The organism is Ralstonia sp. 25mfcol4.1 (assembly GCF_900104095.1).
In the GTDB taxonomy this organism is placed as follows: domain Bacteria; phylum Pseudomonadota; class Gammaproteobacteria; order Burkholderiales; family Burkholderiaceae; genus Cupriavidus.
In genome coordinates, this window is record NZ_FNJO01000011.1 from 42861 (window position 1) to 58132 (window position 15272).

Below are 15272 nucleotides of genomic sequence, written 5' to 3' on the forward strand. Positions count from 1 at the left end.
GCCTCGAATCCGGCCTGAATTCGGCCTACTTCAGATATCGCTCGGTCAGTGCGCACCAGTATGCGGCGGCAGGCGCCAGGCATTTGTCGTTGAAGTCATAACCGGGGTTATGCACCATGCAATAGCCCGGCTGGTCGCCGCCGCCGATAAGCATGTAGCTGCCATTGGGATTGGCTTCCAGCATGAACGCAAAATCCTCGCTGCCGGGCAGCTGAGGCGCGTCGGTATGGACCTTGTCCCGGCCGAACACGTCCTGCGCGACCTCGGCGGCAAAATCGGTGGCCTGGTCGTCATTGACCAGCACCGGGCTGCCGTTCACATGCATGACTTCGGCGGTAGCGCCAAAACTCTGCGCCTGCAGCTGCGCAACTTCGGCGATCCTTTTGAGCAGCACGGTGCGGACGGACGGATTCAACGACCGGACGCTCAGTTTCATGAGTGCCTTGGCGTTGATGATGTTTGGCGCCTCTCCGGACTGGATGCTGCCGATGGTGATCACCGCCGCTTCGAACGGCGACACATTGCGCGAGACAATGGTCTGCAGCGCGGTGCCGATATGGCAGGCCACCAGCGTGGCATCGATGGTTTTTTCCGGAATCGCGCCATGCCCGCCGACCCCGGTAATCTCAATATGCAATGTGTCGGACGACGCCATGAATGCGCCCTTCCTGAAATAGAATTCGCATTCCTTGAATCCCGGCATGTTATGCATGGCGAAAATCGCATCGCAGGGAAACTGTTCGAACAACCCGTCATGCACCATGACTTTGCCGCCGTAAAGCAATTCTTCGGCGGGCTGGAAAATCAGATGCAGGGTGCCGTCGAAATTCCGCGTCTTTGCCAGATATTCCGCCGCACATAACAGGATCGCGGTATGTCCGTCATGGCCGCAGCCGTGGAATTTACCGGGAACGGTGCTGCTCCATTCCTTTTGACTGTTTTCGGTCATCGGCAGGGCGTCCATATCGGCGCGGATGCCCAGGCGTCTGCTGCCCTTGCCCACCTTCAGCGTGCCGACCACGCCGGTCCTGGCCAAGCCGCGATGCACCTCGTAGCCCCAGCCTTTTAGCATTTCTGCTACGAGATCACTGGTTCGTGTTTCCTCGAATCCAATTTCCGGGTGCTGGTGGATCTGACGCCGAATTCGGATAAATCTGTCTTCGCTTTCGGAAATAGCCTTCAGAATGCTCTGGTACATGATGTTTCTCCTTTGAACAATGCAAAGGGTCGTGCTGTACGCCCGAGGCCATTCTATGAGCCGGAAAGCATGATCAAATTGCCCGGCGTCATGGTTTTGCCGACAGCGGGCCCGATGCACCGGCGCGCACCGGCACATCAAAATCGCGGGGAAATATCAGGATTTGCGATGACCGTCGCATCTGCTCGACGGGAGCAACGATGCGGGATTATCGCGATGGGTTCGACTGAAGCGTTCTAAGGGTTTTGGTCTTCAGCGGTGACGCGCCAGCAATGCCTGCACGGCGTCCTTCAGCGGCGAATCCTCGAGGCCGCGTGCCAGCGCGTCCATGCTCTGCATGCCGGCTTGCGACAGATTCTGCGTGCGCGGCTTGCGCTCGACCGGCTCGGTGTCCCAGTCGCCGCGTCCCACCTCGGGTTGTACCCGTACCCGGATTGCAGTAACCTGCGAGCCGCGTTGTTGCAGCCGGGAAAGCAATGTGGGCACCACTTGCCTGACCCGCGCGGCGGCCGCGCCATGGGCGGCCAGCAACAGCAGCGTCTGCTCCGCCTGCGGGCCACGGTTGTCGGTCTTGATGCCGCCCACCGCAATGCCGCTCCGCAGCGCCGGGGGCAGCAACGCAAAGACTTCCGCTTCCAGTGACGCCAGTTGCCGCGCGGTCTGCATCAGCGCGGAAACCGGGCCGGACTTGGCCAGCCAATCGTTGAGGGGCTTGGCGTTCGGGGTCTGGTGAGCGTGGTGGGTGAACAAGCGCATGCAAGCATTCTAGCGCGCAATCCTTGCCCGTCCGAGAGCCGGGATGCGATGCCTGCATGCGCGCCGGTGCCTTCTGGCGCCGTCCTTTGGGAATTGGGGAACGGTCATGCAGATCATCGTGCTGCATCCGCGCCAGCCGCGGGTGTTTCGCTTTCAGTTGACGCGGGCGCGCGTCGTGCTGTCCGGCCTGGCGCTGTGCGCGCTGGTGGCGGCGGCCTCTTCGGGATTGACCTGGCTGGTCGCCCGCAATGCGTCGGCGCCGGAAATCACCCGCCAGGCGCGTGACAACGCCTACCTGCGCGAGAACCTGGCCGTGATGGCCACCCGGCTGGGCGAACTGCAGGCCCAGATGGTACGCCTGGACGCGCTTGGCGAGCGCGTGTCCGGCCTGGCCGGCATCGCCCCCCGGGATTTCGATTTCCGCCATCGCCCCGCGCGTGGCGGCCCGGCCAGTCCCGCCCAGTCCAGCGACCTGACGATGCCCGAACTCAGCGACGAACTGGCGCGGCTGGGCCGGCAGGCCGACCACCGCACCGACTATTTCGACGTCATCGAGACTGCGCTGATGGATCGCCAGTTGCGCGAGCACCGTCAGCCGAGCGTGCAGCCGGTGGCGTCTGGCTACGATGGATCGAGCTTCGGCACGCGCATCGATCCCTTCACCGGCCGCCGCTCGCAGCACGATGGCGTGGATTTCGTCGCGCCGGCCGGCACGCCGATCGTGGCCGCCGCCGGCGGGGTGGTGGTGGCTTCCGAATGGCACCACGAGTACGGCAACATGATCGATATCGACCATGGCAACGGCCTCAAGACCCGCTATGCCCACGCGTCCAAAGTGCTGGTCAAGGCGGGCGACCTGGTCCGGCCGGGCCAGTTGATCGCCCGCGTGGGCAGCACGGGCCGTTCCACCGGTGCGCACCTGCATTTCGAGGTCCATGTGAACGGTGAGCCACGCAATCCGGGCGGCTTCCTGACCGCCGCGGTGCGGGCGCCGGCCCAGCTACCCCTGGCGGCGGCCACTGCCGCGACCGACCGGACCGCCATCCGATGATCCCACTGGCCCCATCAATCCTGGTGGCCGGAACATTGAAGCCGCCGCGTCTGTCCCAACCTCCTGCACGGGCCGCCAGTCAAAGGGGGCCGGGCTGGGGCCGGGCTGTTGCACCTGTACGGAAACTGTGCTGGCGACAGGTCCGGTCAGGACATCGGCACATGATAAACTCGGCGTTTTGCGCCAATCTACCCATTCCTCGCGCGGATTTGGCGGGTCTCGTACCGGTCTGCCGCGCAGGTGAAAGCACTCGATGATCACGGGCCTTCTCAAGAAAGTCTTCGGCAGCCGCAATGAGCGGCTGATCAAACAATATCGCCGCACGGTCACGCAGATCAACGCGCTCGAGCCGAAGTTCGAGGTGCTTTCGGACGACGAACTGCGTGGCATGACCGAGACGTTCCGCCAGCGCCATGCCGGCGGCGAATCGCTCGAATCCCTGCTGCCCGAAGCCTTTGCCGTGTGCCGCGAAGCCAGCAAGCGCGTCATGAAAATGCGCCACTTCGACGTGCAGATGATTGGCGGCATGGTGCTGAACGACAACAAGATCGCCGAAATGCGTACCGGCGAAGGCAAGACGCTGACCGCCACGCTGCCCGTGTACCTGAACGCGCTGACCGGGAAGGGCGTGCACGTGGTGACGGTGAACGATTACCTGGCCCAGCGTGACGCCGAGTGGATGGGGCGCCTGTACAACTTCCTGGGGCTGTCGGTGGGGGTGAACCTGTCGCAGATGCCGCACGACCAGAAGCAGGTGGCCTACAACGCCGACATCACCTATGGCACGAACAACGAGTTCGGCTTCGACTACCTGCGCGACAACATGGTCTACGACCCGTCGCAGCGCGTGCAGCGCCCGCTGCACTACGCGATCGTCGACGAAGTGGACTCGATCCTGATCGATGAGGCGCGTACGCCGCTGATCATCTCGGGGCAGGCCGAGAACCAGACCGACCTCTATCAGCGCATGAACGGCATTCCGAAGCTGCTGGAGCGCCAGATCGGCGAGGAAAAGGCCGACGGCACGGGCGTCGAGAAGCCGGGCGACTACTACGTGGACGAGAAGGGCCACCAGGTGTACCTGACCGAGGCCGGCCACGAGAAGGCCGAGCAGATCCTGGCCGCGCAAGGGCTGATCGGCGAGGGCGAATCGCTCTACGCGCCGCAGAACATCACGCTGATGCACCACCTGTACGCCGCCCTGCGTGCGCAAAGCCTGTTCCATCGCGACCAGCACTACGTGGTGCAGAACGACGAAGTGGTGATCGTCGACGAATTCACGGGCCGCCTGATGACGGGCCGCCGCTGGTCCGATGGCCTGCACCAGGCCGTGGAAGCCAAGGAAGGCGTGACGATCCAGCAGGAAAACCAGACGCTGGCCACCATCACGTTCCAGAACTACTTCCGCATGTACGAGAAGCTGGCCGGCATGACCGGCACGGCCGATACCGAAGCGTACGAATTCCAGGAAATCTACGGCCTGGAAGTGGTGGTGATCCCGACCAACCGCCAGGCCCAGCGCAAGGACCTGCAGGACCAGATCTACAAGACGTCGAAGGAGCGCTACGACGCCGTGGTGCGCGATATCCGCGACTGCTACGACCGTGGCCAGCCGGTGCTGGTGGGTACGACGTCGATCGAGACGTCCGAATACCTGTCGGACCTGCTGAACAAGGAAAAGCTGCCGCACCAGGTGCTGAACGCCAAGCAGCACGAGCGTGAAGCCGAGATCGTGGCGCAGGCCGGCCGTCCGAAGATGATCACGATTGCCACGAACATGGCCGGTCGCGGTACCGACATCGTGCTGGGCGGCAACGTCGAGAAGCAATCGGGCTTCATCGAGGCGGACCCGAACCTTTCGGACGCCGAGAAGGCCGCCAGGATCGCGCAGCTCGAAGGGGAATGGCAGTCGCTGCACGAGCAGGTCAAGGCTTCCGGCGGCCTGCATATCGTGGGCACCGAGCGCCACGAGTCGCGCCGGATCGACAACCAGCTGCGTGGCCGTGCCGGCCGCCAGGGCGACCCGGGTTCGTCGCGCTTCTACCTGTCGCTGGACGACCAGCTGCTGCGCATCTTCGCCGGCGACCGCGTGCGCGCGATCATGGAGCGCCTGAAGATGCCCGAGGGCGAGCCGATCGAGGCCGGCATCGTCACGCGTTCGATCGAGTCGGCGCAGCGCAAGGTGGAAGGCCGCAACTTCGACATCCGCAAGCAGCTGCTGCAGTACGACGACGTTGCCAACGACCAGCGCAAGGAAATCTACAAGCTCCGTAACGACGTGCTGGAAGCCAAGGACGTCGGCGACATGGTGGCGAACCTGCGCGAAAGCGTGATCGTGGAAATGTTCCGCGACTACGTGCCGGCCGAAAGCATGGAAGAGCAGTGGGATATCGCCGGGCTGGAGCAGCGTCTGCGTGACGACTGGAGCCTGGACGTGCCGCTGGCCAAGACCATCGAGGGCGCCCAGAGCATCGAGGACGAGGAACTGCTGAACCTGATCCTGAAGACCGCGCGCGAGACCTACGACGCCAAGGTGGAACAGGTTGGCCGCGAGTCGTTCGCGGGCTTCGAGCGGTCGGTCATGCTGCAGAGCATCGACACGCACTGGCGCGAGCACCTGGCCGCGCTGGATCACCTGCGCCAGGGTATCCACCTGCGCGGCTACGCGCAGAAGGATCCGAAGCAGGAGTACAAGCGCGAGTCGTTCGAGCTGTTTGCCCGCCTGCTGGACGTCATCAAGAACGAAGTCACGCGCGTGGTGTTCAACGTGCAGATCCAGTCGCCGGAGCAGCTGGAGCAGGCATCCGAGGAAATCGAGGAAGGCCTGTCGCACCTGGCCAACGTGCAGTACAAGCACGACGAGTTCGCCGACGGCGGCGAGCCGGTGGAAGAGGCGTCGCCGCGCAGCAGCACGGCCGCCGCCGCGATGGCCGCGATGGCTGGCGGCGACGTGGCCCTGGCCGGCATGCCCAAGGTCGGCCGCAACGACCCCTGCCCGTGCGGATCGGGCAAGAAGTTCAAGCAGTGCCACGGCAAGCTGAGCTGAAGCCGGCCCGCCACTGCCGGTGACGCGCCCTGAGCGGCGCGTCATCGACCGAATCCCTGGACATGCCCGCTTGAGCCGACCGCTCAAGCGGGCATGTTCATCAGGTGCATCACACAATTTGCAGCAAAGGAAACGAACATGCCCGTGAACTTGCCCCTGCCGCAGGCAGAAAACCTGAAATCCGTCGCTGGCGTCGAACTCGGCTGGGCCGAGGGCGGAATCCGCAAGGCCAATCGCAAGGACGTGCTGGTGGTCAAGGTGGCCGAAGGCAGCACGGTGGCAGGCGTCTTCACGCAGAACCGCTTCTGCGCCGCGCCGGTGCAGGTCTGCCGCGAGCATCTGGCCGCGGGCGCCGGCATCCGCGCGCTGGTGGTCAACACGGGCAACGCCAACGCCGGCACCGGTGAACCGGGCCTGGCCGCCGCGCGCGCCACCTGCGATGCGCTGGCGAAGCAGCTTGGCATCGCTGCCAACCAGGTGCTGCCGTTCTCGACCGGCGTGATTCTGGAGCAGCTGCCCGTGGATCGCCTGACCGCCGCGCTGCCCACGGCCATCGCCAACGCGCGCGCCGACAACTGGCTGGCCGCCGCCGAATCGATCATGACCACCGACACGCAGCCCAAGGCAGCGTCGCGCACGGTGCAGATCGACGGCAAGACCGTGACCCTGTCGGGCATCAGCAAGGGCGCCGGCATGATCCGTCCGAACATGGCGACGATGCTTGGCTTTATTGCGATGGACGCCGCCGTGGCCCAGCCGGTGCTGCAGAAGCTGGTGTCGCACGCGGCCGATCATTCGTTCAACAGCATCACGATCGATGGCGATACGTCGACCAATGACTCGTTCGTGCTAATTGCCTCGGGCAAGTCGGGTGCCAGCGTGACCGCCGCCGAAGGCCCGGCGTTTGACGCGCTGCGCGACGCGGTGACTTCGCTGGCCCAGGAGCTGGCCCAGATGATCGTGCGCGATGGCGAAGGCGCCACCAAGCTGATGACAATTCGCGTGGAAGGCGGCAAGGATGTGGCCGAATGCCGCCAGATCGCCTATGCCGTGGCCCATTCGCCGCTGGTCAAGACCGCTTTCTACGCGTCGGACCCCAACCTGGGCCGTATCCTGGCCGCCGTGGGCTATGCCGGCGTGGACGATCTCGATGTGAACCGCGTCAACCTGTGGCTCGACGACGTCTGGGTGGCGCGCGATGGCGGCCGTAACCCCGAGTATCGCGAGGAAGACGGCCAGCGCGTGATGAAGCAGGCCGAGATCACGGTGCGTATCGCGCTGGGCCGCGGCAATGCCGAGGCCACGGTGTGGACGTGCGACCTGTCGCACGACTACGTGTCGATCAACGCCGATTACCGTTCGTAAGTCGTAGAACCTTCAAATTTTCGACTCTTCGCCTGTCGCCTTTCGTCATCCGTCATCCGTCATTCGTCTGAGAAGAAGCGCCCCATGTCCGATCTTGCTGCCCGCCTCGACAACTTCCTCGCCCGCCTTGAACAATGGCTGCCGCCCGAACTGACCGAGGCGGACTGGAAGGAGGCGGTAGCGTTCCGCTGGCGCAAGCGGCAGAGCCTGTTCGGCAACATCGGCTATCTGCAGGCCATCCGCCAGCTGCCGCCGATCCACCTGAACGACCTGAAGAACATCGATCGCCAGAAGGACGCGATCGTGGCCAACTCGCGCCAGTTCGTGAAGGGACTGCCGGCCAACAATGTGCTGTTGACTGGCGCACGCGGCACGGGCAAGTCGTCGCTGATCAAGGCCATCCTGAACGAATTCGTGAAGGACGGGCTGCGCCTGGTGGAAGTGGACAAGGACGATCTGGGCGACCTGGGCGACATCGTCGAAAAGCTGGCTTCGCGGCCGGAACGCTTTGTCATTTTCTGCGACGACCTGTCGTTCGAAGACGGCGAGTCGGGCTACAAGTCGCTGAAGTCGGCGCTCGATGGTTCGGTGGCTGCGCAGTCGGACAACGTGCTGATCTATGCCACGTCGAACCGCCGCCATCTGCTGCCCGAGTACATGAAGGACAACGAGACGTACCAGCACACGTCCGATGGCGAGATCCATCCGGGCGAAGTGGTGGAAGAGAAGATCTCGCTGTCCGAGCGTTTCGGCCTGTGGCTGTCGTTCTATCCGCCCAAGCAGGACGAGTACCTGGCGATCGTCGGTCACTGGCTGTCGCACTTCGGCTGCACGCCGGCCGATATCGAGGCGGCGCGCGGCGATGCGCTGATCTGGGCACTGGAGCGCGGCTCGCGTTCGGGCCGGGTGGCCTGGCAATTTGCGCGCGACTGGGGCGGCAAGCATGGCCAGCCGTTCGTGGCTGACAAGGAATAACGGGGCATGACGGCGCAGGTGGAAACCGTGACGACGGCCGACGGCCAGACGCGCAAGGTCACGGAGGTGGCGGTCGGCGTGATGATCCAGCCCGACGGCCGCTTCCTGCTGGCACAGCGCCCGGCGGGCAAGCCGTACGAGGGCTACTGGGAATTTCCGGGCGGCAAGCTGGAACCGGGCGAATCGGTGGAAGACGCCCTGGCGCGCGAACTGCACGAGGAACTGGGGCTCGACATCCTGCGCAGCGAACGCTGGCACACGCTGGAACATGATTACCCGCACGCCTATGTGCGGCTGTATTTCTGCAAGATCACCGACTGGCGCGGCGAGCCGGTCGGTCGGGAAGGCCAGGCATTTTCCTGGCAGGCGGTACCCGTGGACGTGGGGCCGCTGCTTCCGGCGACCATCCCGGTCGTCGAATGGCTGGCGGATGAATCCCGCGCCAGCTGAAAGCAGGTAAAAGCGTGCCCGGCCACAAGCCGGGCATTTTCGTTAACGATCCAGAAAGACGATCCAGAAAACGAATCAGGAGGCTCCATGCAACGTGTCGATCGTATCGATGACGCTGTCTCGCCGCCCGAACTGACACTGCGCGGCATCATCCTCGGTGCCCTCATCACGGTGGTGTTCACCGCGTCCAACATCTACCTTGGTCTCAAGGTGGGGCTGACGTTCTCGTCGGCCATTCCGGCCGCCGTGATCTCGATGGCCGTGCTGCGGCTGTTTCCGGGCGCCAATATCCTCGAAAACAACATGGTGCAGACGCAGGCGTCGGCGGCGGGCACCTTGTCGTCGATCATTTTCATCCTGCCCGGCCTGGTGATGCTGGGCCACTGGCAGGGCTTTCCGTTCTGGCAGACGCTGGCGATCTGCGCAGCCGGCGGCATGCTTGGGGTGATTTTCAGCATTCCGCTACGCCACGCGATGGTGGTGCAGAGCGACCTGCCGTATCCCGAAGGGGTGGCGGCCGCCGAGATTCTGCGCGTGGGTAGTGCCGGGCAGGACGCCACGGGCAAGAAGCAGGCGACCGGCCTGGCCGACCTGATGGCCGGTGGCCTGGCGGCGGGCCTGTTCAGCTTTGCCGCTGGCGGCCTGCGCGTGCTGGCCGAAGGCGCCAACGCCTGGCTGGCGGCGGGGGCGTCGGTGGTGCGGCTGTCGATGGGCTTTTCGCTGGCGCTGGTGGGGGCTGGCTATCTGGTAGGCATCGTCGGCGGGCTGGCGATGCTGCTGGGCCTGGTGCTGACCTGGGGCATCGCGGTGCCATGGCTGACGGCGATCACGCCGACGCCGGCCGGCGCGACGCTGCAGAGCTTCGGCACGTCGATCTGGAGCGCGCAGGCGCGTTTCATCGGCGCCGGCACGATCGGCATCGCGGCGATCTGGACGCTCGGCTCGCTGTTCAAGCCGATGGTGGCGGGCGTGCGCGCGTCGATGGGCGCGCTGCGCGACGGCGCGGGCGGGGCCGGTGGCCAGATGCCGCGCACGCAGCGCGACATGCCGGCGGCCTGGATCGGCGCCATTACGCTGGCGCTACTGGTGGTGCTGGCCGTGACGTTCGGACACTTCCTGGCCCCAGCGCCGCTCGACAGCAGCGCCATCTGGAAGCTCGTGGCATGCGCGGTGCTGTTCGCTTTCGTTTTCGGCTTTCTGGTGGCGGCCGCGTGCGGCTACATGGCTGGCCTGGTCGGTTCGTCGGCCAGCCCGATCTCCGGTATCGGCATCATCGCGGTGATCCTGGTGTCGCTGCTGATCCTTGGCCTGGGCACGCTGGAAGGGCTGCTCGACACGCCCGAAGGCGGCAAGTTCGCCATTGCACTGGCGATCTTCACGACGTCGGCCGTGGTGGCCGTGGCATCGATTTCGAACGACAACCTGCAGGATCTGAAGACCGGTTGGCTGGTGGGTGCCACGCCGTGGCGCCAGCAGGTGGCCCTGCTGATCGGGTGCGCGGTGGGTGCGGCGGTGATCCCGCCGGTCCTGGAACTGCTTTATCACGCCTACGGCTTTGCGGGGGCGTTGCCGCGCGCCGACATGGACCCGAACGCGGCCCTGGCCGCGCCCCAGGCCACGCTGATGACGGCGATTGCCACGGGCATTTTCACGCACCGGCTGAACTGGACCATGATCCTGATCGGCGTCGCGCTGGGTGTGGTGCTGATCGCCATCGACGAAATGCTGCGGCGACGTGGCGGCGTGGCCCGCCTGCCGGTGCTGGCGGTGGGTATCGGCATCTACCTGCCGCCGACCATCAGTTCGGCGCTGGTGGTGGGCGCCGTGCTGTCGTGGTGGCTGCAGCGCACGGAGCGGCGCCGCGCCGAGGCGCGCGGTGATGACGTGAAGACGGTACTCGAACACGCCGAGCGGCGCGGCACGCTGCTGGCATCGGGGCTGATCGTCGGGGAAAGCCTGGTCGGCGTGGCGCTGGCGGCGGTGATCGGCCTGTCGGGCAAGGAATCACCGCTGGCGCTGGTGGGCGAAGGGTTTGCCGCCACGGCGCAATGGCTGGGCCTGGCGGCGTTTATCGCCGTGTGCGTGGGTTTCTGCCGGAGAGTGCTGGCGGCGCGGTAAGGCGCGCGCGGCCTTCAAGATGCGAGGGCCGCCACCTGAACCGCTGCGGCCTTTCTCTGCCCCTCTCCGCCATGCGGGCGAGGGAAGCCATGCGACGCGTCGTCAGTCTTCCTCGTCCGCCGGAAGGTCTGGCGACGGTGTTTCGTCCGGCTTGCCGCCGATGACGTACTTCTCGGAGGCCCAGGCACCCAGATCGATCTGCTTGCAGCGATCGGAGCAGAACGGGCGGAACTTGTTTTCCGGCACCCAGGCGACATCCTTGCCGCAGGTGGGACACTTGACGACGGCTGGCATCGCGAACTTCAGAAATTACAGAGTTTGAGCAGGAAGGGGATGTCCGCGTCTACCGAGCGCGGCCGCATGTCGCCGTCCTGCTGGGTAAAGCGCACCCAGAGCATGTACTTGTTGGCGCTCATCTCGGGGATGAAGGCCAGCAGCGATTCGTCGAGGTACACCTGCATCAGCTGGTAGCTGCGGCCGGACAGCATCTGCTGATAGCTGCCGCCCGTGGCGATGACCTTGCCGCTCTGGCCCGATTCACGCAGCAGGCGCAGCACGATGGTCGCGCCCATGCGCAGCGAGGTCAGTGGCCGCGCCCACTTGAGGATATCGGCCTGGCGGTCTTCGGCGGGACGGTGCTGCCAGGCATAGTACGCCGGCAGGTCGAATTCGCAGGTGCCGCCCGGGATGATCGCCCGGCTGCGGATGCTGGTGAGCCACTCGTTGTCGGTCAGCAGCTGGCCGGCCTTGCCAACGGTCTGGCTCAGTGCCGCAATGCCTTGTTCGACTTCGGTGATGACGCTGACCAGCGCGTCCTGGTCGATCTGGGGATTGGCGCGCAGCGGCGCCAGGGCCTGGCGCTGACGCTCCAGTTCCTTGATCAGGTCGGTCTTGAGATCGGCACGGCCGGCCACGTCGATGATCTCGAAGATCGTGGTGATGGCAACGTGGTGCTGCAGCGGATGTTCCTGCCCGAGGAAATAATCCAGCCGATCGAACAGGTCTTCCAGGCGCAGGAGCGTCCTGATGCGTTCGTTGAAAGGATATTCGTACAGGATCAAGTCGGTATCCGTGCTGCGCGCCGAATGGCGGTTCGTAGGCGAGGGCGCCCGGCGGTGCTGCCGCCGGTTTCTCCGCGCACGTTGGTGGCCCAGCCGTGGCGCAGAGGCCGGGAGCCGTCACTCGGTGCTTTTTCCCCGGCATGTTTCAGCGCATTCTATGCGAGTCGGAGCCCAACCACAAATCGAAAGTTCCCCGGGGGCGCGGACCGGACAGTCCAGGCGCCGTGCGAAACCCGACCGGGTGATCCTTGGGTCGTCTTATGCGCCGGCCGGGCTCGCCGACAGGCTGCGATACAGCGCATCGAGCCGCGCCACTTGCGGCGCGAGTGCGTCGGGCGGGCCATCGTTATCGATCACGTCGTCGGCCACGGCCAGGCGTGCCGCCCGGGTGGCCTGCCTGTGCATGATCGCCAGCACCTGGTCCCGCGTGAACCCGTTCCGGCCCATGACCCGCGCCACCTGCGTCTCTTCCTGGCAATCGACCACCAGCACACGCCCGACGCGCGCCCGCCATGTGCCCGATTCCACCAGCAGCGGCACCACGTAGATCAGATACGGATGCCGGCCGGCAGAGCGGATGGCGGCCGCGCGCGCTTCGGTGAGCTGGCGGATCAGGGGGTGGGTGATGGCTTCGAGCCGGGCCTTGGCGGAAGGGTCGGAAAACACCAGCGCGCGCATGGCATCGCGGTCCATCGCGCCATCGGACCGCAGGCAGCGGGGCCCGAAGGCTTCGACCAGCGGTGCGATGGCCGCGCCGCCGGGCGCGGTGATCTCGTGGGCAAGCAGATCGGTATCGATCAACGCGGCACCGCGCCCGGCAAACATGTCCGCGACGCGGGTCTTGCCGGAGCCGATACCGCCCGTAAGGCCGATTTCCAGCATGGGGGCAGGCAGGGGAGTCATTGGCGAATGGTGCCAACGATACCAGTTTTGGACTTCCGGATTGCGATGCCGGCGGGTCTGGCGATACTAGTGGCCAGCGATCAGGCCCAGCGGCAGCACGTCGGGGCCCAGGAACAGCACGATCAGGCCGGCCCCGGCAATGTACGGGCCGTACGGAAACGCCGTGTCGCGGCCCTTGCGCTGGACCACCAGCATCAGGCCGCCGATGATCGCGCCGACAATCGACGACATCAGAATCAGCGCGGGCAGTGCCTGCCAGCCAAACCATGCGCCCAGGGCGCCCATGAGCTTGAAGTCGCCATGGCCCATGCCGGCCTGGCCGCGCACCAGCGTGAACAGCACGTTGACGGTCCACAGCACCAGATAGCCGGCGGCGGCACCGATCACGGCATCGGCCAGTGGCGCAAACCATCCTTGCAGGTTCAGCAGCAGCCCCAGCCAGAGCAGCGGCAGCGTGATCTGGTCAGGCAGCAGCTGGGTATCGGCATCGATCAGGAACAGCGCCACCAGGGCCCAGATCATCACGATGGCGGCCAGGGCCTGGGCGGTCGGACCGAAATGCCACATCGCCAGTGCGGTCAGCGCCCCGCTCGCCGCTTCCACAAGCGGGTAACGGATGCTGATCGGCGCCTTGCACGACGAGCACTTGCCCCGCAGGAACAGATAGCTGACGATCGGCACGTTTTCCCAGGCGGCGATCTGGTGCCCGCAGTGCGGACAGGCCGAGCGCGGCACCATGAGGTTGTAACGCCCGGGATGCGGCAGGGGCTCGCCGCGAAGTTCGGCAATGTAGTTGGCCTCTTCGTGATCCATCATCTTCGGCAGGCGATGGATCACGACATTGAGGAAACTGCCCACGAGCAGGCCCAGCAGACCGGCCACGACGATCAGGAAAGGCGCCGGCACCAGCGCCAGGGCATCCAGCGTGGCGGCCCCGGCCGGTCCAAAAACTGCTTGCATGCGAGATACCTGTTGTTAAACCACCTGGCCAAGCTTGAAGATCGGCAGGTACATGGCAACCACCATGCCACCGATGAGCACACCCAGGATCACGATGATCAGCGGCTCGATCAGGCTCGAAATGGCAGCCACGGCGTCGTCCACTTCACGCTCGTAGAATTCCGCCACCTTCAGCAGCATGTTGTCCAGCGCACCCGATTCCTCGCCGATCTGCGTCATCTGCAGCACCATGTTGTCGAACAGGTGCGTGGCCTGCATGGCGTTGGTCAGGCTGGTACCGATGCGCACGGCCTGCTCGATTTCACGCGTGGCATCGTAATACAGCCAGTTACCTGCCGCACCGCCCACGGATTCCATCGACTCCACCAGTGGCGTACCGGCCGCGAACATCGTGGCCAGCGTGCGGGTCCAGCGTGCGACCACGGCCTTGCGGAACAGGCTGCCGAAGATCGGCATCTTCAGCAGCATCTTGTCGTGCCACCGCTGGACTTTTTCCGATTTCTTGCGGGCGCGGAAGTAACCGATGATCGACAGGATCGGCCCGCCGACGATCAGGTACCAGTATTCGACGAAGAAATCGGACATGCCGATCACTACCTGAGTGGGCGCCGGCAGCGCCGCGCCGAAGCTGGAGAACACGCCCTTGAAGGCCGGGATCACGAACAGCATCAGCACCACGGTCACGGCAAAGGCCACCGACAGCACGGCGATCGGGTAGATCATCGCCGACTTGATCTGGCTCTTCAGCGCGATGCTCTTTTCCATGTACAGCGACAGGCGCTCAAGCAGCGCGTCGAGAATACCGCCCTGTTCACCGGCATCGATCAGGTTGCAGTACAGCGTGTCGAAGTACTTCGGCTGGCGCCGGAAGGCCTGTGCCATGCTGCTGCCGGACTCGATATCGAAGCGGATGTCGTTCAGCAGCTGGGTGAAGTTCGGATTGGCATGGCCGCGCGCGATGATGTCGATCGATTGCAGCAGCGGAATGCCGGCCTTCAGCATGGTCGACAGCTGGCGCGTGAAGTACGCGATGTCCTTCTCGGTGATCTTCTTGCCGCGCGCCGCCTTGCGCTTCTTCATCTTGACGACGGTCAGGCCCTGCTTGCGCAGGGTGGCGGTGACCTCCGCCTGGCTCTCGGCCCGTTGCTCGCCCTTGAAGGACTTGCCCTTGCGGTCCTTGGCCTCCCACTCGAAGATGTATTGCGTGGGCGCCTTCCGCCCTGTTCTGGCCCGTGACGGCGCTGCCGTCCGGGCGCCCGCCGCTGGTGCGCGCGTCGCCATGATTTGACCCCCGAAATATTGCTATTGCTATTGTTTTTGGACGTCCGCAACCCGATGCGGATGCCCGTATGCGCGGCCGGCTCTGCCTTTCGTACTGGCCCCGGCCGC

Annotated in this window: 13 protein-coding genes; 6 read left to right on the forward strand and 7 right to left on the reverse strand. The window is 65.1% G+C overall.

The genetic code is table 11. From position 1 onward, the window contains the following. Nucleotides 1-25 precede the first annotated feature (25 nt). Entirely contained in the window at nt 26-1198 is a 1173-nt protein-coding gene (locus BLQ58_RS19345) for a M20 aminoacylase family protein (protein ID WP_092601255.1), read from the reverse strand. A 252-nt stretch (nt 1199-1450) separates the two neighbouring features. Continuing rightward, the gene (locus tag BLQ58_RS19350; RefSeq protein WP_092601257.1) at nt 1451-1954 is read right to left on the reverse strand and encodes a DciA family protein; all 504 of its coding nucleotides are present in this window, start codon (nt 1952-1954) and stop codon (nt 1451-1453) included. Between the two features lie 106 nt (nt 1955-2060). Between BLQ58_RS19350 and BLQ58_RS19355 the strand changes: the two genes are divergently transcribed. The 6 genes from BLQ58_RS19355 to BLQ58_RS19380 all read left to right on the forward strand — a co-directional run bounded on the left by BLQ58_RS19355 (nt 2061) and on the right by BLQ58_RS19380 (nt 10959). Continuing rightward, nucleotides 2061-3005 (forward strand): M23 family metallopeptidase, encoded by a 945-nt coding sequence (locus BLQ58_RS19355; RefSeq protein ID WP_092601259.1) that lies wholly within the window; start codon nt 2061-2063, stop codon nt 3003-3005. 253 nt (nt 3006-3258) lie between these two features. Then, nucleotides 3259-6051, forward strand: coding sequence for a preprotein translocase subunit SecA (secA, locus tag BLQ58_RS19360; RefSeq protein WP_092601261.1), 2793 nt, complete (start codon nt 3259-3261; stop codon nt 6049-6051). Nucleotides 6052-6189: 138 nt separating this feature from the next. Then, nucleotides 6190-7416 carry a bifunctional glutamate N-acetyltransferase/amino-acid acetyltransferase ArgJ gene (argJ, locus tag BLQ58_RS19365; RefSeq protein WP_092601263.1) on the forward strand — a complete coding sequence of 409 codons (1227 nt, stop codon included), beginning with the start codon at nt 6190-6192 and terminating at the stop codon, nt 7414-7416. A gap of 84 nt (nt 7417-7500) precedes the next feature. Then, complete coding sequence (locus BLQ58_RS19370) at nt 7501-8391, forward strand: ATP-binding protein (RefSeq protein ID WP_092601265.1); 891 nt, start codon at nt 7501-7503, stop codon at nt 8389-8391. A 6-nt stretch (nt 8392-8397) separates the two neighbouring features. Further along, entirely contained in the window at nt 8398-8841 is a 444-nt protein-coding gene (locus BLQ58_RS19375) for an NUDIX domain-containing protein (RefSeq protein ID WP_092601267.1), read from the forward strand. Nucleotides 8842-8928: 87 nt separating this feature from the next. Beyond that, a complete protein-coding gene (locus tag BLQ58_RS19380) occupies nt 8929-10959 on the forward strand; it encodes an OPT family oligopeptide transporter (RefSeq protein ID WP_092601269.1) in 2031 nt (676 codons plus the stop codon). A gap of 102 nt (nt 10960-11061) precedes the next feature. Here BLQ58_RS19380 and BLQ58_RS19385 read toward each other — a convergent pair whose 3' ends face one another. The 5 genes from BLQ58_RS19385 to BLQ58_RS19405 all read right to left on the reverse strand — a co-directional run bounded on the left by BLQ58_RS19385 (nt 11062) and on the right by BLQ58_RS19405 (nt 15164). Continuing rightward, nucleotides 11062-11253 carry a DNA gyrase inhibitor YacG gene (locus tag BLQ58_RS19385; protein WP_066732392.1) on the reverse strand — a complete coding sequence of 64 codons (192 nt, stop codon included), beginning with the start codon at nt 11251-11253 and terminating at the stop codon, nt 11062-11064. 8 nt (nt 11254-11261) lie between these two features. Then, nucleotides 11262-12020, reverse strand: coding sequence for a cell division protein ZapD (gene zapD / locus BLQ58_RS19390; protein WP_092601271.1), 759 nt, complete (start codon nt 12018-12020; stop codon nt 11262-11264). Nucleotides 12021-12278: 258 nt separating this feature from the next. Next, on the reverse strand, nt 12279-12902 hold the full coding sequence (coaE, locus tag BLQ58_RS19395) for a dephospho-CoA kinase (RefSeq protein WP_092601273.1): 624 nt from the start codon (nt 12900-12902) through the stop codon (nt 12279-12281). Nucleotides 12903-12989: 87 nt separating this feature from the next. After that, the gene (locus BLQ58_RS19400) at nt 12990-13883 is read right to left on the reverse strand and encodes a prepilin peptidase (protein WP_092601276.1); all 894 of its coding nucleotides are present in this window, start codon (nt 13881-13883) and stop codon (nt 12990-12992) included. Between the two features lie 15 nt (nt 13884-13898). Next, nucleotides 13899-15164, reverse strand: a complete 1266-nt coding sequence (locus tag BLQ58_RS19405) for a type II secretion system F family protein (protein WP_092601278.1) — start codon at nt 15162-15164, stop codon at nt 13899-13901. Nucleotides 15165-15272: the final 108 nt, after the last annotated feature.

What these genes read in the sequence shown, in the direction of transcription:
- BLQ58_RS19375 (WP_092601267.1), top strand. Translation starts at nt 8,398, where the DNA reads ATGACGGCGCAGGTGGAAACCGTGACGACGGCCGACGGCCAGACGCGC.
- BLQ58_RS19350 (WP_092601257.1), bottom strand. Translation starts at nt 1,954, where the DNA reads ATGCGCTTGTTCACCCACCACGCTCACCAGACCCCGAACGCCAAGCCC.
- BLQ58_RS19405 (WP_092601278.1), bottom strand. Translation starts at nt 15,164, where the DNA reads ATGGCGACGCGCGCACCAGCGGCGGGCGCCCGGACGGCAGCGCCGTCA.
- coaE (WP_092601273.1), bottom strand. Translation starts at nt 12,902, where the DNA reads ATGCTGGAAATCGGCCTTACGGGCGGTATCGGCTCCGGCAAGACCCGC.
- BLQ58_RS19355 (WP_092601259.1), top strand. Translation starts at nt 2,061, where the DNA reads ATGCAGATCATCGTGCTGCATCCGCGCCAGCCGCGGGTGTTTCGCTTT.
- secA (WP_092601261.1), top strand. Translation starts at nt 3,259, where the DNA reads ATGATCACGGGCCTTCTCAAGAAAGTCTTCGGCAGCCGCAATGAGCGG.
- BLQ58_RS19400 (WP_092601276.1), bottom strand. Translation starts at nt 13,883, where the DNA reads ATGCAAGCAGTTTTTGGACCGGCCGGGGCCGCCACGCTGGATGCCCTG.
- argJ (WP_092601263.1), top strand. Translation starts at nt 6,190, where the DNA reads ATGCCCGTGAACTTGCCCCTGCCGCAGGCAGAAAACCTGAAATCCGTC.
- BLQ58_RS19380 (WP_092601269.1), top strand. Translation starts at nt 8,929, where the DNA reads ATGCAACGTGTCGATCGTATCGATGACGCTGTCTCGCCGCCCGAACTG.
- BLQ58_RS19385 (WP_066732392.1), bottom strand. Translation starts at nt 11,253, where the DNA reads ATGCCAGCCGTCGTCAAGTGTCCCACCTGCGGCAAGGATGTCGCCTGG.
- BLQ58_RS19370 (WP_092601265.1), top strand. Translation starts at nt 7,501, where the DNA reads ATGTCCGATCTTGCTGCCCGCCTCGACAACTTCCTCGCCCGCCTTGAA.
- BLQ58_RS19345 (WP_092601255.1), bottom strand. Translation starts at nt 1,198, where the DNA reads ATGTACCAGAGCATTCTGAAGGCTATTTCCGAAAGCGAAGACAGATTT.